Source organism: Dyella sp. 01N448 (assembly GCF_056399225.1).
In genome coordinates, this window is sequence record NZ_JBFTQX010000004.1 from 227,043 (window position 1) to 247,888 (window position 20,846).

General features: G+C 63.8%; 14 protein-coding genes. 7 read left to right on the forward strand and 7 right to left on the reverse strand.

Going from position 1 to position 20,846, the window contains the following annotated elements; all coding sequences use genetic code 11:
- The first annotated feature begins 14 nt into the window (after nucleotides 1–14).
- The 3 genes from AC1DKY_RS09370 to AC1DKY_RS09380 all read left to right on the forward strand — a co-directional run bounded on the left by AC1DKY_RS09370 (nucleotide 15) and on the right by AC1DKY_RS09380 (nucleotide 4,187).
- Entirely contained in the window at nucleotides 15–905 is an 891-nt protein-coding gene (locus AC1DKY_RS09370; RefSeq protein ID WP_441602870.1) for a LysR substrate-binding domain-containing protein, read from the forward strand.
- A gap of 91 nt (nucleotides 906–996) precedes the next feature.
- Nucleotides 997–2,841 carry a monovalent cation:proton antiporter-2 (CPA2) family protein gene (locus AC1DKY_RS09375; RefSeq protein ID WP_441602871.1) on the forward strand — a complete coding sequence of 615 codons (1,845 nt, stop codon included), beginning with the start codon at nucleotides 997–999 and terminating at the stop codon, nucleotides 2,839–2,841.
- Between the two features lie 176 nt (nucleotides 2,842–3,017).
- Nucleotides 3,018–4,187: a glycosyltransferase family 9 protein gene (locus tag AC1DKY_RS09380; protein WP_441602872.1), complete on the forward strand. Its 1,170-nt coding sequence runs from the start codon at nucleotides 3,018–3,020 to the stop codon at nucleotides 4,185–4,187.
- On the opposite strand, the gene AC1DKY_RS09385 is transcribed toward AC1DKY_RS09380, so the two are convergent.
- Both AC1DKY_RS09385 and AC1DKY_RS09390 read right to left on the reverse strand, forming a co-directional pair.
- Nucleotides 4,106–7,570 carry an ankyrin repeat domain-containing protein gene (locus AC1DKY_RS09385; RefSeq protein ID WP_441602873.1) on the reverse strand — a complete coding sequence of 1,155 codons (3,465 nt, stop codon included), beginning with the start codon at nucleotides 7,568–7,570 and terminating at the stop codon, nucleotides 4,106–4,108. The genes AC1DKY_RS09380 and AC1DKY_RS09385 overlap by 82 nt on opposite strands.
- A 71-nt stretch (nucleotides 7,571–7,641) precedes the next feature.
- Nucleotides 7,642–7,944 carry a YcgL domain-containing protein gene (locus tag AC1DKY_RS09390; RefSeq protein ID WP_441602874.1) on the reverse strand — a complete coding sequence of 101 codons (303 nt, stop codon included), beginning with the start codon at nucleotides 7,942–7,944 and terminating at the stop codon, nucleotides 7,642–7,644.
- 324 nt (nucleotides 7,945–8,268) lie between these two features.
- On the opposite strand from AC1DKY_RS09390, the gene AC1DKY_RS09395 reads away from it, so the two are divergent.
- Nucleotides 8,269–9,708 (forward strand): OmpP1/FadL family transporter, encoded by a 1,440-nt coding sequence (locus tag AC1DKY_RS09395; protein WP_441602875.1) that lies wholly within the window; start codon nucleotides 8,269–8,271, stop codon nucleotides 9,706–9,708.
- A gap of 210 nt (nucleotides 9,709–9,918) precedes the next feature.
- Here AC1DKY_RS09395 and AC1DKY_RS09400 read toward each other — a convergent pair whose 3' ends face one another.
- From AC1DKY_RS09400 to AC1DKY_RS09420, 5 genes are all read right to left on the reverse strand, one after another.
- On the reverse strand, nucleotides 9,919–11,331 hold the full coding sequence (locus AC1DKY_RS09400) for a coniferyl aldehyde dehydrogenase (RefSeq protein WP_441602876.1): 1,413 nt from the start codon (nucleotides 11,329–11,331) through the stop codon (nucleotides 9,919–9,921).
- 16 nt (nucleotides 11,332–11,347) lie between these two features.
- On the reverse strand, nucleotides 11,348–13,810 hold the full coding sequence (locus AC1DKY_RS09405) for a TonB-dependent receptor (RefSeq protein ID WP_441602877.1): 2,463 nt from the start codon (nucleotides 13,808–13,810) through the stop codon (nucleotides 11,348–11,350).
- Nucleotides 13,811–13,871: 61 nt separating this feature from the next.
- The gene (locus tag AC1DKY_RS09410) at nucleotides 13,872–15,017 is read right to left on the reverse strand and encodes an SO2930 family diheme c-type cytochrome (protein WP_441602878.1); all 1,146 of its coding nucleotides are present in this window, start codon (nucleotides 15,015–15,017) and stop codon (nucleotides 13,872–13,874) included.
- A gap of 11 nt (nucleotides 15,018–15,028) precedes the next feature.
- Nucleotides 15,029–16,267 (reverse strand): parallel beta-helix domain-containing protein, encoded by a 1,239-nt coding sequence (locus AC1DKY_RS09415; RefSeq protein WP_441602879.1) that lies wholly within the window; start codon nucleotides 16,265–16,267, stop codon nucleotides 15,029–15,031.
- Nucleotides 16,268–17,213: 946 nt separating this feature from the next.
- Nucleotides 17,214–18,116, reverse strand: coding sequence for a LysR substrate-binding domain-containing protein (locus AC1DKY_RS09420; RefSeq protein WP_441602880.1), 903 nt, complete (start codon nucleotides 18,114–18,116; stop codon nucleotides 17,214–17,216).
- 129 nt (nucleotides 18,117–18,245) lie between these two features.
- On the opposite strand from AC1DKY_RS09420, the gene AC1DKY_RS09425 reads away from it, so the two are divergent.
- From AC1DKY_RS09425 to AC1DKY_RS09435, 3 genes are read left to right on the forward strand one after another with little or no spacing between them, the layout of a single operon-like run.
- Nucleotides 18,246–19,118: an NmrA family NAD(P)-binding protein gene (locus tag AC1DKY_RS09425; protein ID WP_441602881.1), complete on the forward strand. Its 873-nt coding sequence runs from the start codon at nucleotides 18,246–18,248 to the stop codon at nucleotides 19,116–19,118.
- Nucleotides 19,119–19,175: 57 nt separating this feature from the next.
- Complete coding sequence (locus AC1DKY_RS09430) at nucleotides 19,176–19,523, forward strand: DoxX family protein (protein WP_441602882.1); 348 nt, start codon at nucleotides 19,176–19,178, stop codon at nucleotides 19,521–19,523.
- 3 nt (nucleotides 19,524–19,526) lie between these two features.
- Nucleotides 19,527–20,771, forward strand: a complete 1,245-nt coding sequence (locus AC1DKY_RS09435) for a hypothetical protein (RefSeq protein WP_441602883.1) — start codon at nucleotides 19,527–19,529, stop codon at nucleotides 20,769–20,771.
- The last annotated feature ends 75 nt before the right edge of the window (nucleotides 20,772–20,846 follow it).

A 20,846-nucleotide genomic window follows, 5' to 3' on the forward strand; every position in this document is an offset into this window, starting at 1 on the left:
ACAGGATGATTGCCATGCGGCGGATCACCTTTGATCTCGATGTGCTGCGCACCTTCGTGACGGGCGTGGAGCTGGGCAGTTTTGCCCGCGCTGCTGACCGGCTGGGGCGCTCGACCTCGGCCGTCAGCGCGCAGCTGAAGAAACTGGAAGAGCAGGCCGGCACGCCGGTGCTGCGCAAATCCGGCCGCGGCATGGCGCTCACCGAGTCCGGCGAAACCATGCTTGCCTATGCGCGCCGCCTGCTCGAGCTCAATGACGAAGCCGCCGCCGCGCTGCACGGTGCAGAGCTGGAAGGTGCGGTGCGGCTGGGCCTGCAGGAAGATTTCGGCGAGAGCCTGCTCACTGACGTGCTGGGCCGTTTCGCCCGGGCGCATCCACGCGTGAAGGTGGAAGTGCGCATCGCGCGCAACGCTGAGCTGCTCGAGCGCGTGGGCTCGGGGCGTCTGGACCTAGCGCTGGCCTGGGAGGCCGGCATGACCACGCCTCATACCGAACGCATCGGCACCCTGCCGCTGCGCTGGATCGACGGCGCAGGTGCCGGCTCCAACTGGCCACGCGAGGACGGCGAGCCCTTGCCGCTGGTGATGCTGGACGCGCCCTGCATCATGCGGACCGCCGCCACCACGGCGCTGGACCGCGCGAATATCCCCTGGCGCATCGCCTTCACCAGCGCGAGCCTGGCGGGCACCTGGGCCGCCGTCGCGGCAGGGTTGGGCGTGTCATTGCGTACGCCCGCCGGACTCCCGGCCAGCGTGCGCGCCCTGCTGCCACACGAGACCACGCTGCCGTCGATGGGCGAATTGGGCTTGTGCCTGCACCGCGCCGAGGCCGAGTCGTCACCCGCCGTGGAGCGCCTTGCATCCATCATCACGCAACAATGGCAAGGCCTTTCGCTTGCTGCATAAGTCGTAGCGTTGATCGCTGACTTTCTCTTCAGGGGTCGGCTTACACAGCGTCAGCGTGGAATAATGCGATTCCCCCGAATGGAGCGCACGAGTGGATAGCCGCCATTTTCTGCAGACAGCGCTCGTATTCCTGCTGGCGACCGTCATCGCGGTGCCGCTGACCAAGCGCTTCCGCCTGGGTTCCGTGCTCGGGTATCTGCTGGCTGGCATCGTCATCGGTCCGCAGGAGCTGGGCCTGATCTCCGATACCGCGGGCGTGGCCACCATCTCCGAGTTCGGCGTGGTGCTGATGCTGTTCGTGATCGGCCTGGAGCTGTCGCCCCAGCGTCTGTGGGTGATGCGCAAGCAGGTGTTCGGCACGGGCCTGCTGCAGGTGCTGGCGACCAGCCTGGTGATCGGTGCGGCGGCGTACTACCTGTTTGGACTCACGGTGAATGCCGCCACCATCGTGGGCGGCAGCCTGGCATTGTCGTCCACCGCGTTCGGCTTGCAGATACTCGCCGAGCGCAAGGAAGCCGGTACGTCTTACGGGCGACAGGCGTTCGCCGTGCTGCTGTTCCAGGATCTGGCGGCGATTCCACTGATCGCGGCCGTGCCGCTGCTGGCCAGCGCATCGACCAAGCATGGTTTTGATGTCTACGCGGTGCTGCGCACGGTGGCTGCGATCGTGGCGGTAATGGTCGGTGGCCGCTATCTGTTGCGTCCGATCTTCCGCTTCGTGGCGAAGGTCGACAATGTCGAAGTGTCCACCGCCACCGCCTTGTTGGTCGTGATGGGCACAGCGTGGTTGATGGAGCTGGTGGGCGTGTCCGCCACGCTGGGTGCGTTCCTGGCCGGCGTGCTGCTGGCCGATTCCGAATACCGCCACGAACTGGAATCGCATCTCGAACCGTTCAAGGGCTTGCTGCTCGGCCTGTTCTTCATCAGCGTGGGCATGTCGATGGACCTGACCCTGCTGATCGAGCAGCCGATGCGCGTGTTCCTGCTGGTGCTGTTCCTGTTGTTGATCAAGGGCGCTCTGCTGTGGCCGCTGGGTCGCATCGTGGGCGGCCTGAATGGTCGCGATGCGCTGCGCCTGGCGGTGTTGCTGGCCTGCGGCGGCGAATTCGCGTTCGTGCTGCTCAAGCTCGCCGGCGAGCAAAACCTCATCACCACCGAGCAGCACAGCCTGCAGGTGCTGGCCATCACCTTGTCGATGGCCTTGACGCCACTGATGGTGGCCGTGCTCGGTCGCATGCTGTATCAGGCCAAGACCAAGAAAGAGCGCGAGTTCGACACCATCGTGGCCGACAAGCCGCGCGTGATCATTGCCGGCTACGGGCGCATGGGGCAGATCGTGGCGCGCATGTTGCGCGCGCAAGGCATTCCGTTCGTGGCGCTCGATCATTCGGTGGAGCAGATCGACCTGGTCCAGCGCTTTGGCAACTGGACCGACATCTTCTACGGCGATCCGGCGCGTCCGGAATTGCTGCGCGCCGCGCAGGCGGACCAGGCGGCGGTGTTTGTGCTCGCGGTGGACGATCCCGAGGCAAGCCTGCGCACGGCACGCGTGGTGCGTCGCATGTATCCGAGCCTGAAGATCATCGCGCGTGCGCGCAATCGCCAGCATGCGTGGCGACTGATGGATCTGGGCGTGGATTTGCCGGTGCGCGAAACGCTGTATTCCAGCTTGAAGATGACGCGCCAGACACTGGAAGCACTCGGCATGTCGCCGGAAATGGCGGCCGATCACGTCGAGCGTTTTCGTCGACAGGATGCCGAACTGCTCAAGCGCCAATACCTCGTCTACGACGACGATGCGCGCATTGTGCAGACCACGCGCGAAGCGCTGGTCGATCTGGAACAGCTGTTCCAGGCCGACGCTTCGCCCGAGGTCACGCGTGCCTTGGAGAAGCCCACCGATGCCAAGGCAAATGACGAAGATGTGACACGCTGACGTTGGGCTGACGGGATTTCTTGCGTGCCGTTATTGCACGTGACTGCATGCGAACTTGCGTCAAATCCGCAACTCATTTCGCCGCGCATCGGGAAAGATAGGCGCGCCTGAAGGTCGTGCCGTCGCGGGGCGGGCCGCCTGAGGGATCGGGCCTGCCCGACGTCGACCTGAATTGCATGGGCCAGCGTGCGCCACTTCATCCCGTCGTCATTCGATTCGGACGACTGGGCGACACCATTCTTTTGCAGCCACTGCTGCACAAGCTGCATCGCCGTTATGGCAGTGCATGCCGGCTCGTTTCGCTGGGCGAATGCTCGCGCGTGTTGTACGAGGGCCATGAAGACGTCGCCGAAGTGCGGAAGGTCGACAGCCAGTATGGTTCGCTCTGGCTCAATCCGCAGCGATTGCGCACGGCGTTCGCGTTGCGCGAACTGCGCGCGGCGCCGTTCTACATCTGCGAGCCGGATGTACGTACGCGCACGAAGATAAGGCCGATGCTGGCGCTGGCCGGCATTGCGCCCGAGCATTGCGTGTTCATCGAAGACACGCCGTTTATCCAGGGCGATCATTGGATCGACTGGCTGATGCGGTTTGCGGATGAAACGCCAGCGGCCTTTCACGATGCCCTGTGTTCGTCGCATGCCCTACCTTGCGCGCCACGACTGGAGCCAACCGCCATAGAACTCGGTGAAGCGCAGTTGTGGCTGGCGCGGCGCAATCTGCACGGACGTCCGTTGGTACTGCTGCAACCCGCGAACAAGCGCACGATGCGCTGGAATGGCATACGCAAGCGCGAGGACGACGACAAGTCGTGGCCGGTGGAACGATGGGCTGCCTTGTGTCGCGCCATCGTCGAAGCCATGCCCGATGCGTGTGTGCTGTTGTGTGGTTCGGCGGCCGAGGCGGCTTATCTCGCCACGATTGGCGACGCGGCAGAGCATGCGCAGGTGATTGTCCCGCGCGAAGGACTGCCGCTCGGTCATTTGCGCGCGTTGCTGCATATCGCGCACAGCATGGTGTCGGTGGATACAGGGCCTGCGCATCTGGCAGCCGCGGTGGGTTGTCCGCTGGTCGTCCTGTTCGGCAACCGCTGGCCCTCCATGTGGACGCCGCGCAGCGCAACGGGCAGCGCGGTGCACGCCATTGGCGGATTGCCGGATGTGCCCAGCGTGGATCGCATCGGACTGGATGAAGTCGTGAGCGCGTGGCGGCAGTTGCCGCCACGCCCCGAGACGATGGCTCGTCGTCTGGTCGAAGAGGCGCTTCAGTCGGCCGGCTGGGCCGGCTGCCTCAACATCTGCCGCACGCTGGGAATGGCCGAGCCGCTGCGCGCCGCCAGTTCGTGAGCGATGTCGACATAGCCGATCGCACGCGCCACATCGGCCGGCGTGCGGCCGAAGGCATCCGCCGCCTGGCGATCGGCGCCACGCGCCAGCAGCACGCGTGCCGGCGCGAGCAGCGCATGCATGGCGCAGGAGTGCAGTGCGGTGACGCCACGCTGATCGGCGTGTTCGAGCGTGGCGCCGGCATCGAGCAGCACCGGCACCAGCGCGCCGATGTGCGTGGGATCGCAATCGCTGCCCGGACGCAGATGCGCGCCAAGCAACAGCAGCAAGGGCGTCTTGCCTTCCTTGTCGGCCAGGCTCACGTCGGCGCCGCGCTTGAGCAGTGCGTCGAACAGGCGGCGCGCGCGCAGGCTGTCGTTGTGATCGAAGCCGTACTGTGCCGCCGCATGCAGCGGCGAGTGACCGCGCTCGTCCACGGCATTCACCTCGGCGCCGCCGTCGAGCAGTTGCTCGGCAAGATCGGGATAACCCATCGCGGCGGCAATCATCAGTGCGGTCGCTTCGCCCGGCAGGCGCTGGTCGACGGCCACGCCGTTCTGCAGCAGCAAGGCCACCAGTGCTTCGCGTCGCGCGCTGACGGCAGCGGCAAGCGGCGTCATGCCGTTGGTGGCGGCGAGCGTGGTGTCGGCACCCTTGTCGAGCAGCAGGGCGGCGACGTCGCGCTGGCCGGCGCCGCAGGCATGCAGCAACGCGGTGGCGCCCTGGTGATCGCGGGTGTCGACGGCAAAGCCCAGTTCGAGCAGGCGCTCGACCGCCGTGACCGCGCCGGCCTTGGCGGCGGCAGGCAGATCGTCCGCGCGCAGGGGACGCAGCGGGCGCGTCCAGTCGCCCCAATTCATCCAGCGCTCGATCGCCTCGTGCTCCAGCGCCAGGCCCAGCGGCGTTTCGCCATTGGCATCGATGGCTTCCGGATCGGCGCCATGCGCCACCAGCGAACGCACCAGCGGCAACGCGCGCTCGCCATGTTCCAGCGCGGCGAACAACGGCGTGCGGCCGCTGATATCGCGTGTATTCGGATCGCAGCCGCGTGCCAGCAAGGCTTGTAGCAAGGCCGCGTGGCCGTACGTGGCGGCAAGATGCACCGGCGTGCGTTCGCGTGCATCGGCACCGAAGGGATCGGCGCCGCGCTCGAGCATGGCCAGCGGCAAGGCCGCGCCCTGCGCGCTGTCTTCCAGGCGCAGCAAAGCCTGCGCGAGCAAGCCGGCGCCAGCGGGCGTAGCGCCGGCACTCAGCAGATCGTCGATGGCCTCGGTGGCGGCGGGCAGTTGCGGCAGCAAGGCGTCGAACAGGCGGCGTCCGAGCGGCGGCAGCGACGATTCGATGTTTTCCACGGTTTCAGCGTCGTCGACCAACTGGGGCTGCAAGCGTGCTTCGGGATCGAGCGCATGATCGAGCAGCCAACGGCGCGCGGCGCTCTGGCCGGCGCCGGCCAGATCCAGATAGAGCTGGGCGAGCTGCGACTGCGGCCACTCGCGCACGCGCTGGGTAAAGGTGGACACCACCGCCCAGTGGCCGAAACGCAGCGCGTCCAGCAGGTGCGCCGGCGTGTCCGCGCCTTCGGGCAACGCATCCATGCTCAGGCTGGCGGGCAGCGGCGTTTCCGGATCGAGCAGGGCGACCAGATCCCAGCGGCCCGCGGCAGCGGCGTAATCGAGCGCGCTGCGGCCATTGCTGCCGGCGGTCTTGGCTTCGGCGCCCAGGGCGAGCAGGGCGCGCACCACATCGGCGTGCGCCTGCGGCGACTGGCAGGCCAGGGTGAGCGCATCGCGACCATGACTGTCACGCAGGCGGGCGTCGGGCTGCGCTTCGGCAAGCAGCTTGACGATGCCTACGGCGCCGGCGCGTGCCGCTTCCATCAAGGCGGTGCTGCCGTGGCGATCCGTCAGGTTCACATCGGCGCCGGCGGCACGCAGCGTACGGGCAATCTGTTCGTGGCCTTCGGCCGAGGCAGCCATCAGGGCGCTGCGGTGGCGCGCATCCACGGCGTTGATGGCGGCGCGATGCTTGAGCAGCAGCTTCACGCCTTCGACGTCGTCGTCGGGCACGCCAGCGGCCGTCACCAGGGCGGGTTCGCCATCGGCGGGCGTGGGCTTGGCGCCGTGCTCCAGCAGGAACTTGGCCACCGGCCAGTTGGCGGCGCGGCAGGCCACGGCCAGCGGGCTGAGGCCGGCCTTGTTGAGCGCATTGATGACGGCGCCGGCGTCGAGCAGCATCGCGGCAACGATCGCCTCGCCGCTGAGCACCGCGCCATGCAGCGGCGTGTTGCCTTCCGCGTCGGTGGCCAGTGCGCTGCCGCCGTTGGCCAGCAGCGTCATCACCGCTTCGGCACGGCCATGCCAGCTGTCGCGGGTGGCGGCGAGCAGCGGCGTCAGGCCGCCGCTGGCGCGATTGACGTCGGCGCCCTTGGCGATCAGCGCGCGCAACAGGCGCATATCCGGCAGCAGGGCGGCGAGCATCAGCACCGGGCGCTGGTCGCGATCGCCCGGCGCAGGCGCCGTGTTCGGATCGGCGCCGGCTTCCACCAGGGCCAGGGCGCGCTCGATGTCGCCCTCGCGCGTGGCCATCAGCAAGGCATAAGCCTGCTCAGGCGTACCGGCGGTGCGTTCCTGCTCGGTGAGCGTCGGCGCAGGCTTGGGCGGCGGTGTCGGCGCCGGCGCATCGATCACGCCAGCGGCGGGCTGACGAGGGCGACGGCGTTCGCACAGCATGGCTCGCAGCGTACGGTTGGCGACGATCAGGCAGCCCAGCGGCATCAGAACCACGCCGTAGATCACCAGCGCCGCGGTGCGCAGCTCGGAAGGCAGCACGCCATACAGACCGGTGAGCGCGATGGCGATGAAGGCCAGCGCCAGCAGCGCAATCGCCGAAGGCAGGAAATGGGTAAAGAAGCGCTCTTCGCGTGACAAGTGGCGACCAAACGCCAGGCTGCGTGCCGTGGCGGTGAAGATCCACGAGCCGTCACTCTGGGCGGGATAAGCGTCGTCCCACACATAGACCAGGCCAAACGCCGGCCACAACCGCCACAGCGCCGCCAGCGCCACCACCAGCGCACCGGCCAGCAGCAAGGCCGCGCCGAGGCTGGGCGACTGGTTGAGCTTGAGCATCGGCCACGCCACCAGCAGGAACACCAGCACCACATAGCCGGTGAACATCACTAGGTAAGCCGCGCCACGGCGCAGCACGGTGCGGCCAAAACGCGGTTCCGGGTCGAAGCCGATCGCATGGCATACCGCCGCCATGGTCAGCGCATTGGCGACCAGCAGCGGAATCAGCGCGAGTGGATGGGCCCCGAAGGCGGCTATCGCTGCGGCGACCAGACCTGGAACGAACCAGGCGAGGGCTTGCAGAAACGGAGGCGGGCGACGCGTTTTTGAGTAGGCCATATGCGCGGAGTATAGGAATCGTGACGAGGCCAGAAGGTAATCCGGTGTTAACGGATACGGCGGCGTGCGCTTTAGTGATCGCGATCGTCGTGAGGATCGAGCGGCGCGCTGTTGTAGACAAGATGGTTGGCGGTGGCCAGCGTCTCGTTCGGCGGCAATTGCAGATGCCAACCCTGCGCGTCCAGATGCTTGATCACCTGAGCGGCGTCTTCATACGGCAGCTTGCGCTCGCCGGACAGTTCCACCTCGAGCACAAAGCGCAGGTCGCCAAGCATGAGGGCGAGCGACTCGGGCAGCCTCTCGAAATCGTCGCGGCGGCCCACCCACAGATAGGTATCGGGCTTGCGCTGGCTGGCGTAGACAAAACAGTGCATGGCGGCACCCGTCGGCAATCATGGGAGGGGCGCACCCGCGGGCGCGGTCTGAGAGATTAGCACCGCTTGTCACGCCACCGCGATTTTCCGCGTAGTCCCCTGTGCCAGACGCGTTACACCCCCTATCTTCGCCTATCGACGACGAACAGAGCGGATGAGCGGGTAATTCACGGGGAATTTTGCTGCAAGCGCACTTGTAAAGCTTGCGTTGTGTCGGCACAGTGCCGGCCAGGGGTGTCAAACGCGCGTATGAAAATCAAGCGTGGACGTCAAGCCCCTGCTACCACCCCGATGCCAGATCAACGATAAGCAGGAGCATTGCTGATGCAGATGTCATACCGTCAATTTTCACGTGCGGGTCGTCCGCTCACGCTCGCTGCGCTGAGCCTGGCGATCCTTGGGACGCTTGCTGCACCGCAGCGCGCCCATGCCAGTGCGTTCCAGCTGCATGAAGACAGCGCCGCCGCGATGGGTCGCGCCTATGCCGGTTCCGCCACTGCCGGTGGCGACGTGTCGGTGGTGGCCAACAACCCGGCCGCCATGAGCGACCTGAAGGGCACCTATTTCCAGGCTGACGTCACCGCCATCAATTTCGGCACCACCTTCAGTGGTTCCGCGCACGACGCGCTGGGTCGCCCGATCAGCGGCGGCAACGGCGGCGACGCCGGCACCACCATGCCGGTCCCGGCTTTCTTCTTTGCCACCCAGCTGGGTGACAAGTGGCACGTGGGCGCGGGCTTCACCGTGCCGTTCGGCTTCCAGACCGAGTACGACCACAATTGGATCGGCCGCTACAACGCGCTCAAGTCCAAGTTCGAATCGCTCGACGGCACGCTGTCGCTGTCCTACGACGTGACCGACAACTTCGCCCTGGGCGTGAGCGGCATCGCGCAGAAGACCTCGGCCGAGCTGACCTCCGCCATCAACTACAACGCCGTGGGCCTGGGCCTGGTGAATCAGGCCGTGCAGGCGGGTGCGATTCCGCCGGCCACCGGCGCAGCACTGGCCCAGCAGGTCGGCGCCATCGTGCCGCCGGGTTCGGACGGCGTCGCCCGCATCAAGGGTGACGACTGGGCCTATGGCTGGCAGGTCGGCATGCTGTGGCGGATCACCTCGAACGACAAGTTCGCGCTGGACTACCGCTCCAAGATTTCGCACACCATCGAAGGCACGGCCAACTTCACCGTACCGTCCAACGTGCAGGCATTGCTGAGCAACCCGACCGTCGCCGCGCTGCTGGCCGGTGCGGGTGGCGTGCCGTTCACGCATACCGAAGGCACCGCGCCGTTCACCACGCCCGCCGTGGCGACCGCCAGCTACTGGCACCAGGAAGAGAAGTTCGGCCTGGGCGCCGACGTGGCCTGGACCAAGTGGGACGTGTTCAAGAACTTGAACGTGTACTACGCCAACCCGGCGCAGCCGACCACCACCGAGCCGTTCAACTGGCGCAACAGCTGGTACGTGTCCGTGGGCGGCGAGTACTACGTCAACGACAAGTTCACCGTGCGTGCGGGTCTCGCACTCGACACCACGCCGACCGTCACCGCCACCCGCGATCCGCGCGTGCCCGATGGCACCCGCCAGCTGGCCTCGTTCGGCGTCGGCTACAAGGTCAACGACCACTTCGTGCTGAACGCTTCGTACGCGCACATCTTCGTCAACAGCGCGCGCGTGAACGCCACCAGCGCCACCGGCGACGTGATCACCGGCGAGTCGGACGACTACGGCAACCTGCTGAGCCTGTCGGCGCAGTACAAGTTCTAATCGCGGTTCATCGCGAGCAACGGTTGCAAAAAAACTCCCCGCGAAAGCGGGGAGTTTTTTTATGGCGTCACGGGTGAAAACAAAACGCCACCTTGTGGGAGCGCACCCTGTGCGCGACTGGCCACATCGAAGCGCCAACGTACGGTGTGGCCGTCGCGCACAGGGTGCGCTCCCACAAAGGGGTTTTCGCCCATTGAGGTTTCGCGCGCTTCAGCCCACCCGCATCAACAACTTCAACATCCGCTTGAACTGCGCCCCGTACGGCGGATTGAGCATGCCGGTGCCGTTGAAGCGCGCCTGCCGGAAAATCGGCTTCATATGCGAAAACGTGCGGAAGCCTGCCTCGCCGTGATAGCCGCCGATGCCCGACGGGCCCACGCCGCCGAACGGCAGGCCATGCTGCGCGATGTGGTACAGCGTGTCGTTCACGGTGACGCCGCCGGCCTGCGTGCGCGTCAGCACCTCGTCGATGGTCGCGCTGTTCTGCTCGAACAGATACAACGCGAGCGGTTGCGCATGGCTGGCGACATAGCCGATCGCTTCGTCCAGCGAGTCGTATGGCATGACCGGAAGCAAGGGACCGAAGATCTCGTCCTGCATCACTGCCATGCCGTCGTTGACGTTGGTCAGCATCACCGGCGCCAGCAGGCGCTTGGCAGGGATGTCATGCGCGTCGCTCATCGGCTCCAGTGTCGCGCCCGCGGCCACGGCCTCGTCGCGCAACCTGCCCAGGCGTTCGTACTGGCGATCGGAGACGATCGAGGAGTACTGCTGCTGCAGGCGCAGATTGGGATACAGCTTGCCGACCATGTCGCGCGCGGCGCTCACGAACGCAGCCATCTGCGCACGCGGCACCAGCACATAGTCCGGCGCAATACAGGTCTGCCCCGCATTGACCAGCTTGCCGAACACGATGCGTTCGACGGCATGATCCAGCCGCGCACCGGGACCGACGATGGCAGGCGATTTGCCGCCCAGTTCCAGCGTCACCGGCGTGAGGTTGGCTGCCGCCGCGCGCATCACGTGATGGCCCACGGCAGTGGAGCCCGTGAACAGCAGATGGTCGAACGGTAGTGCCGAGAATGCCTGCGCCACTTCGGCGTCGCCGGTGACCACGGACACTTCGTCCGCGGAGAAATAGCGCGCCACCTGATCGGCAAACAACTGCGAGAAGCGCGGAGTGAATTCGCTCATCTTCAGCATCACGCGGTTGCCCGCGGTGAGTGCATCGATCAGCGGGCCCACGGCCAGGAACAGCGGATAGTTCCACGGCACGATGATGCCGACCACGCCACGCGGCTGCGGCAGCAGCGTGGTGCGCGCGGGCAGGAACACCAGATTGGCCAGCTTGCCGCGTGGCCGCATCCAGCGGCGGCCACGGCGTAGCGAGTGCTTCAGATTGGAGAGGCTGGGATACAGCTCCAGCAACTCGGTCTCTTCCGCCGGGCGATGGCCGAAATCGGCATCGATCGCTTCGGCAAACGCGCCGCGCTGCTCGTCGAGCATCTTCTCCAGGGTGCGCAATCGCGTGGCGCGAACGTCCCAGGGCGGCAACGGATCGCGCGACTGCGCTTCACGCATGCGCAGGAGGATGGAATGCAGTGACGAGCTGGGTTCTTTCATGGTCATCGGCTCACGGTCAGAACTTCGCGCGCAATTCCAAGCCCCACATGCGGGGCGGCGTGATGGAGGCGAACGGCGTGCCGAACACGGAGGTGCTGATATTGTTCACGCCGGTCACGTATCGCTTGTTGAACACATTGTTGCCGTACAGCGCCACGCCCCAACGGTCGCCCGGAGAGTGCCAGTCGATGCGTGCATCCGTGCGCTGCTCGCTGCTGCCGATCTTGAAGTTCGGGCTGATGTTGCAGGAGCCCTGATACTGCGAGTCGTCATTGCAGCGCGTTGCTCCACGATAACCCTGCGACAGATCGAACTCCAGGTCGCCGTTGGCCACGTTGCGCCAAGTGTAGGCCAGTGACAGCGCGCCGGAGAAGTACGGCGCGCCGGTGGGCTGGCCGCTGAGATCCACGCCGTCGGGCGCGGTGGCGCTGCGATACTTCGAATCGATATAAGCGCCCGCGAAATTGATGCGGAAACCTTCGATAGGCTGCCATTGCGCTTCCAGTTCCAGGCCCTTCGCTTCCTGGTTGCTGCTGTTGACCACATAGATCGGCAGGCCGGTCGCGGGGCTGTTCGGATCGAGCGCCAGCGACTGCATATTGTCGTAGCGGTAGTAGTAGACCGAGCCGTTGAGCAGCAGGTTCTGATCCGGGAACAGGCTCTTGATGCCGCCCTCGTAGTTGGTCACTTTTTCCGGCTGGAAAGTCGAGCCGGGCTGCACGCTGTTGTAGCCGCCAGCCTTGTAGCCGCGGGTGACGGAGACATAGCCCATCACGTCCGGCGTGAACTTGTAACTGGCCACCACGCGGGGGCTCCAGTTGTTCCAGGTGTTGCTGGCGTAGACCGGCGTGCCCACGGCGCTGGTGAAGATCACGTTCTGCTGGAACGCGTCCAGGGTGCCGGGCGGGAGGATGCCCAGGCCATACAGGCCGGCGATGGTGGCGTCGAAGGCGGGTGCACTGCGCGGCATGTTGTACCAGCTGAACTCCTTTTCATCGCGCGTGTAGCGCAGACCCGTGGTCACGTCGAACTTGTCGCTCACGTGCCAGATCACGTCGCCAAAGGCGGCGTAGGCCTTGAAGTTGCCGTCGTTGCTGATCGCCTCGTGCCACGGGTCGCCCAGCAGCGAGAACGGCAGCCCGAACGATGCAAGCATATTGCTGATATCGGTGAGCGGCGTGCCCACGCCCAGTACATTGTTGGCCAGCGTGTCGATGCTGTTGGTGTTGACGTTGGTCTCGCTGGTCTGGCGCGCCTGCTCCTGGTAGTAGCTGACGCCACCCACCCAATCCATCAGGTCGTTGTTGCCCGACAGCTTGAACTCCTGATACCAGCTGTTGTTGTGCTCGATGTTCGCCGTGTCCAGATAGGTCACGACATGGTTGGTGCCGTCGTAGTCGCCCAGGTTGAACGTGTCGAAACCGCGCCAGGCGGTGGTGGAAACGAAGTCGCCCCAGCCGAACGAATGATCGATCCGCAAGGTGGCGCCGTCGAAGCGCCGCGATTCGCGCCCACCGATGGCGTCGTTGTAGAGCGGCGCATGCAAGGGGTTGAGATAGTTGGCCGGATCGGCCGGGAACGGCGCGCGTTCATTGGTGTCGTTGGACAGCGGAATCAGGCCGATCGCAGGCTCGGGTGTCTGGTTGAGTTTCTCGTGATCCCACGACAGCAGCACGCGCGTATTGTCGGTGACGTTCCAGCGGAACACCGCGCGCGTGCCCCAATCGTTGTCGCCGCCGTACTGCTTGCCGGTGGCCGCGTCCCGGATCCAGCCGTCGCTCTGGTTGTCGAGCACGCTCAGGCGCAGCGCCATATCCTGGTTGATCGGGATGTTCACCAGCGCATCGGCGTATTTGCGGCCATCGTTGCCGACGCGCACGCGCGCATCGCCCTCGAATTTGTCGGTGGGTTCGTTGGTGACGATGGAGATGGCGCCAGCCGCCGCATTGCGGCCGAACAGCGTGCCCTGCGGGCCCTTCAGCACTTCGACGCGCGCAATATCGTTGAACGCGAGCAGCGCGCCGCCCGAGCGGGCAGCGTAGACGCCGTCGACGTAGACGCCCACCGACGGTTCCGTGCCGATGCCGAAGTTGCTGGTGGAGATGCCGCGCAACTCATACGTCGGCTGCGTCGGCTGGCTGGCGCTGATCACCAGGCCCGGTACGAAGATATCCATCTTGCTCAGATCGGTTGCTGCCAGCGTGTCGATCTGCTTGGCGGTGACGATCTCCATCGAAATCGGTACCGATTGCACTTCTTGCGTGCGGCTCTGCGCGGTCACGGTGACGTTACCCAATAGCTTGGCTTTCTCCGGATCGGCCTTGGTGCCGGCAGCGGGTTGGGCGCTGCTGCTGTCCTGCGGCGCGGGCGATACGTCGTCGCTCGCCCAGCTTTCGGTGGGCAATACACCTAGCACCAGGCTGCTCCCCAGCAGCAGGCGATGCAGGCACACGGACAACGGACGCGGACGCATGTTCATCAGCAGTTTCTCCCCTCGATATGAAAAAACCGCGGCCCGGAGGCCGCGGCACTGCTTGGTTTTAATGAATCGCGACGCAGCCCCCCGACTGCGCCGCAATCCATGCCTTGATCAATGCCACGCCTTCGCGGTGCACTGTGCTACGGCCCAGTTCCGGCATCATCACGCCCGGGTCGGCCGAATCCATCCGGTAGGGCAGGATGGATTCATCGGGCGAGCCGGGCACGACGTCGAACAGATGATCGCCCGTGCCACGTCCCGCCGCGACCGGCGGCTTGCAGATGCCGAGATGGCGGTCTTCGGGCGCGCTCACATCCAGCGTAAGGGCGGTGGTGTTGGCCGCGCCTTTGGGGTTGTGGCAGTGCCCGCAGTTGATATCCAGATAAGCGCGTGCCCGTGCGTCGAGCGATGCGCGCTCGTCCATCCAGTTCGCGTTGCGCGGCGTTTCTGTCGCTGCCGGCGCGCCGCTGAGGTAGCCGACCCTGGCGAGGTGCGCCAACTGGTTCTCGTCGCTGGCCGCGTAGTGATAGTCGCGATTGAGGTGACGTGCCTTCGGGCCGATCGGATGGATCTTGCGCGTCACCCAGTCCTGCGCGTGGCAGCTGGCGCACTGGCTTTCGTCGGGCACCACGTAGTTGAAGTCTTCGCGCGCATCGCTGTCGGCCACCAGGGTCAACGGAATCACGGCGCCGGTGCGCGCGAGCAGCGCGTCGCTCTGGTCGTCTTTCCAAACATAGGGAATGGCCGCCCAACCTGATTCGCGACGCACCAGGATGCGCGTCTCGATCAGATGGACGCGGGCCAGGTCCAGGCCTTCGCCGGAGAAATCGTGCGAGCTGTCGTACGTGCGCGCGACGTCGCCGAGCTTCCCGTCCGCGGCGCGCGGATAGTAGAAGGTCTTGCTGATGATGGTGCCGACCGGGAAATCGAAGGTATCGGTCGGGTCGTACTTGGCCGAGACCCCCTTGGGCATCCAGATCGTGCGCAGCTTGTGCGCGTAATCGGTGAACAGCGGCGTATTGAGGTCGTACGGCACGACGCCCTGGTTGAGCACCAGTGCGCCATCGCGCGCTTCCACCACATGCCAGTCGCTCAACTTGGGCGGGCGACCATCCGCCTGGAACGCCACCGGGTCCATACCCCGGTGGCAGGCAGTCAACAGCACCAATGCCAGCAACAGGCCGACATGCACGAACCACTTCATCATCTGCTGCAACCTCAGGCTTTCGGTTCCGGGTCAAGTACGACCGGCGGCAGCTTGGGCAGCGTGCACTGGTAGGGCTTGGTGTCGGTGCTGGGATTCTTGTAATCGTGCGGACCATCGGCGTTGATCACGCCCACGTCGCCGTTCTGGATGCAGAAGCGGTCGCTGTCGGGCGGCAAGCCGTTCACCAGTTTCGTCTGATCCACATAGCCGTCCCACAGGATGTCCGGGAACTTGCCGCTGAGGCCGAACACCGCGGTCTTCAAGGTCTTGAGCTTCAGTCCATCCGGCGAATCGCCGCCGCCCTTGAAGCGGTTGTCGTAGATGAAGATGCCCTTCGGGTAGGGGTTGTAATCGGCCGCCACACCCTTGGTGTTGTAGTAATTGGTGGAGAAATAGCTGGAGATGATGACGTTCGCCGTCTTGTTGTCGGCAATGTCGTTGTCGAAAATCTCCACCTTGTCGTTGGAGTTCACCACCACGCCCGAGCCGCGCGGCACGCTGGCCACCGCGGCGCCCTTGGCGGCGAAGTTGTCGGTGTTGTTGCCTATCGTCTTGTTCTTGAAGATGCGCGTGCTGTGGCCGGCCTGCGACAGGTTGGGCATGTTGAACACCAGGATGCCGCCGGTGTTGTTGGTGGCGGTGTTCTCATACACGTCGGCGTTCACCGAGTTTTCGATCTCGATGCCGGCCACGTTGAATTCGGCGCGATTGCGGCGAACCACGATGTTGTTGGACTGGCCCACGTAGATGCCGGCGTCGGAGGCGCCGATCACCACCGAGTCTTCCACCAGCACGTTCTGCGTCTTCACCGGATACAGGCCGTAGGCGCCGTTGGTGGTCTTGGGACCGCCAGTCCATTCCACGCGCACGCCGCGGATGGTGATGTTCTTGCCCTGGTTGATCTTGAGCGCGTCACCCTTGGTGTCTTCCAGGGCGAGATTCTCGATGGTGAAGTCGTTGGCGTTGACCAGCAGGCCCTCGGGCCCAACCACCTGGCCCTTGAACGACAGCACGGTCTTGTCCATGCCGGCGCCCTTGATGGTGACGCCGTCGGTGCGCAGGCTCAGGCCACGCTGCAGGTGGTAGTGACCGGCCGGGATATCGATGACGCTGCCAGGCTTGGCATCCAGCAACTGCTGCTGCAACTTGGCCTCGAACGAGACGTCGCCGCTGCTCTGCGCGGTGGGTTCATCATGGTTGCAGGCCGCCAGGGCCAACGGTAGGGCGAGAATCAGGTAGATCTTGCGCATGGTCGCTTTCCTCCCCAGGAGCGCTGGCTGCGTGACAAGCCACTGTCCCGGAAACCGCCGCCCGGCAGGGAGGGGAGAACGGCCGTCGAAGGGGGGCAAATCGGCCAGTGTGACGATCGTTTGAAAATCGTCGCTGTTGGGGGAGCGCTCCGTGCAGCGGGTTGATGGTCAGAACGCCATAGTTTGTATGTGTCTACACAGACTATCCACCCCAGCCGCCCCGAAGCGGAGCGCACGCGGCCTCTCTTGGCCTAAGAAGAAGCTCTTTCACTGATATTCCCTGCAGAGCGCAAGCGTTGATCAGCGTATGAAGCACTATTTTGCCGCCGACGCTTGGATTATTCAGCCGAGTCAGCCGATTGATGGAAGTGGATACGTTTGGTTCTCGCCGACACTCATCGGGTAAGCGTCGAACGCGACGGCTTTAATGTGTTGTCGCTTCACGCGTACCCCTTCCATCCATCGCTTGTGGATCGAACCTGCGTGTTCATTGAGGTGTAGTGAATGCGCCAGCGCAGCCGTTCGTCAATGCCTGATCGGCGCGGCGGATACATGGCTATGTGGACCACAGCCTATGCAGTACTACACGCGGACCGAGCAGCCGGCGCGGTTTCATAAGTATTTGATTACGCAAATCTCCGACGGCCTATGGCCGCAGTCGGTGAGCAAAGTTTGTGCCTCAGCGGGTCAGTTTCTACAAACTTTGATGCTCGTTGCTAAACAAGCTATGGCATTCCGACCATGGTTGTGGTCAGAACGCCATAGTTTGTATGTGCCAACACCAACTATGGCGAACGGAGCATTTACACACTATGGCGAATTTCTGAACGGCTTTTGCCGAGTTGGCGGCGTAGCCTCATAAGGTCCGTTATGGGTCGAAAGCGGACCTTGGCCTCCCAGCAACGCGGCGGTCGACACGACATCCATGCCCTCCACGCTTTGGAGATCACCGAGGTCGGCTTAGGTAGTCATCCGGCATGAACGCTCTTCGCATTCGCTGGGTGGCGAAATCTACAAAGGCACGAAGTTTCGGCAATGACTGACTTCGGCTTGGGTAGTAAAGGGAAAGGCCTGGAACCTCTTCGCAATAAGGTTCGAGCACGGTCTGCAGATCTCCCCTTTCTAGATGTGACATCACTACCGAATGCGGCAATTGGAAGAGCCCTGCGCCTCTCATTGCCGAGTGAATGCAGGCTTCCACATCGTTGATCACGAGAGGCCCCGCCACGCCCACCGTTATGCGCTGGCCATCGACGACGAATTGCCAATGATCGAGGGCTCGCACGGATTGGCGAAGCAGGATGCAACGGAAGTTCTGCAGATCATACGGAGACGCCGGACGGCCATGTTTGCGAAACAGAGCCGGGGAGCCGACGACAACGAAGCGTTCGGGTGGCGTCAGCCATACCGCGACCATATCGATCTGGACGAAGTTTCCGAAACGGATTCCCGCATCGAAACCTTCTGCCACGATATCGATCGGGCGATCCTCGCCCACCAGTTCGAGTTCGACGTTTGGATGAGCGTCGAGAAAGTCGGGCAGCAAGCGATTCACCAGCAGCGGCAAGGTTGGCCTGGGCACATTGATGCGCAGTCGGCCGGTGATCTCGCCACCCAAGTCACTCGCGGCGTCCAGTCCCGCCGTGAGCATATCGACTGCCGGACGCGCGTGGGCCAACAGACGTTCGCCCGCTTCGGTGAGCCTGACGCTTCGCGTCGTACGGGAAAATAGGGGCGCGCCTACCCGCTCCTCCAGGCTGCGTATGCCCTGACTGACCGCGGACGGCGTGATGCCGAGGTGTCGTGCCGCAGCGCGGAAGCCTTGGCACTCCGCCACGGTCAGAAACATGACAAGCCCATCCAGATGCGTGCGAGCAATTGTTAAGTTCATCTACACAGCCCGTTCCGAATGTACCCAGTATTCGAATAATAGCGCAGGGAATACCGTGGGCCATCCAACTCATAAAGGCGAAGGCTCATGTTTCTGGTGATGGGAATTACGGGAAAAGTTGGCGGCGCGGCGGCAGCTCATCTGCTGGCGCAAGGCATGAAGGTGCGGGCACTCGTCCGTGACCGCTCGAAGGCGGCAACCTGGGCTGACCAAGGCGTCGAACTGGTGGACGGCGACTGGAATGACTCGGCGTCCATCGAGCGGGCGCTCAAGGGCGTCGATGGTGCGTTTGTCATGATGCCTCCGATCTGGGCCCCCTCGCCGGATTTCAGGGAAGCCAGGAGCGTCGTCGCAAACTATGTCGAGGCCCTCACGAAAGCGCGACCGCCGCGGGTGGTAGCACTCTCATCGATGGGCGCGAACAGACCCAACGGAATGGGACTGATCACGGCACTGTCGCTTCTGGAGCAGGCTTTTCGCGACCTGACATTGCCGATCGCCTATGTGCGAGCGGGCGGTTTTTTCGAAAACTTTCTCTACTGCTTCCACGTTGCACAGGGCGGCACGCTGCCCGTCTTTTACAACCCGACCAACCGGAAGTCGGCCATGGTTGCGACTGACGACATCGGTGCCGAGATCGCAAGGCTCCTGAGCGGACCGGCTTGGCTGGGCCACCGGGCTATCGAACTCGGCTCCATGGTGAGCGCAGATGAAGTTGCAGCGCAATTGGGTGAAGTGATGAAGCTCGACGTTAAGGCCGTGGCCGTTCCGCGCGCCGGTTGGCCGGGCGCCTTCGAGCAGTTCGGCATTCCGATGGGCCGGTCCGGGCCTGCCGAAGTCATGTATGAAGCCGTCAATGCCGGAGGGATGGACATTGGGGTGCAGGGTACGGAGCACGTTCCGGGTACGACGTCCGCTCGCGATGTCTTCGCATCGGCTCAAAGGGCCATCGCAGCCTAGGTTCGCCGGCCCGTCACCGACACGCCGTCGACAAACTCATCGTCTGAGGTTGGACCCATGCCTAAAATCTCGTGGCGCGAAGTCTTGCCCTTCGTGCTTGCCACCTTCTTCGTCGTCGGTTCCCTGAGCAACATCGTCGCTCCGCGATCGATCTACGAGGAATACCTGAAATGGGGATATCCGCCCTGGTTCCATTTCTTCACCGGAACGATGGAACTCACCGCCGCCATTCTGCTTTTTCGGAAACCGACTCGCCTGTCAGGTGCGTTGCTTGGTGGCACCGTCATGTTTGCCGCACTGGCGACCGTCGTCATCCGCGGCGAATACGCGCACGCCGTGCCGCCACTCGTCGCGGCGGCGTTGTCACTTGTCGTTGGCTGGATAAGTCGCGGGCGGGAGGAGTAACGCATGTCAACGATACCCTGGCGTGAAGGTTGGGCAATGGTGCTCTACGGGCCACGAAGTGCGTTACTCCTTGCTGCCATCATCGGGTTCCCACAGCCCGTGCTTGCTCTCGAATTGAACCCTATCGCCTTGACGCCGGAGCAATGGCAAGCGAACGGAGATGTGTCGTTTCAGCACGATCCGGCCAAGCAGGATGTGCTCGTCGTCAATAAGGGCTATGCAGAGCTGAAGAACACTGACTTTAGCAACGGCACGATTGAATTCGACACAAAATTTGTCGGTGAGCGAATAACCGGCATCACGTTTCGCCAGCATGAAGACCAGGCTGACGCGTTGTATTTTCGACCGAGCGCGGACTGTGCTGTCTCGGACGAATGCATCCAGTACATGCCGACGGCGCATCACGTGTTCGAATGGGACTTGTATGGGCAGTACCAAACGCACGCGCCCATCCATCTCGATGGCTGGAACCATATAAAGCTGGTTCTTTCCGGCGCACGCATGAATGTTTTCGTGAACGGTGCGCACGCGCCGTCTCTGGCCGTCGGGACACTGGTGGGCGGCTTTTCCGACGGCGCGATCCGATTGCACGGACCTGCATCCTATGCGCACCTCAAGATCGCCCCCGACGTCGTCGATGGCCTTCCTTTAGAGGCAGCCACCGACTCGGCGAAGGATGATCTGCGATATGTGGACCATTGGCTTGCTTCGAAGCCATTCCCTATGCCAAGTCGCATGGATGCCGCGCTTCAGGAAAACACCGGCATCGATCCCGTTTATTCATCCATGCCGAAACCATTGGCTTTGTGGACTCCCATCGCGCTCGACCCAGGCGGCCTTCTCAATTTAACGCGATGGTATGGCGATGCGCAGACTGGACCGGTAATCGCAGGTATCTGGTTAAAGACCGAGATCAGCGCTGACCATGACCAGGTAAAGCACGTCGACGTGGGATGGACCCGAGAAATCTGGGTCTTCGTGAATGGCAAGCTGGCGTTCCAAAGCAAGAATCTTTATGGCATCAAGGGCGCAAGCAAGGAGCCCGGCGGACGCCTGTCTCTTACCAATGGATCATTCGATTTGCCGCTGAGAAAGGGCGCCAATCAAATTGCCGTAGCGATCGACGACAATTTCGCAGGCGGCCAGCAACACTGGGGATGGGGTCTGGAGATGCGATTGGCAAACACTGATGGCATTCGTCAGGTGGGCGGTATCGTCGCGAATGCACGCGCGCCGAATGCGTTTTGAAAGCATCAAGGGCTGACATCTTCATGATGCTTGCGCAATTCGCTTCCGTACGGAACAGCAGCGGAAGTTGGTATC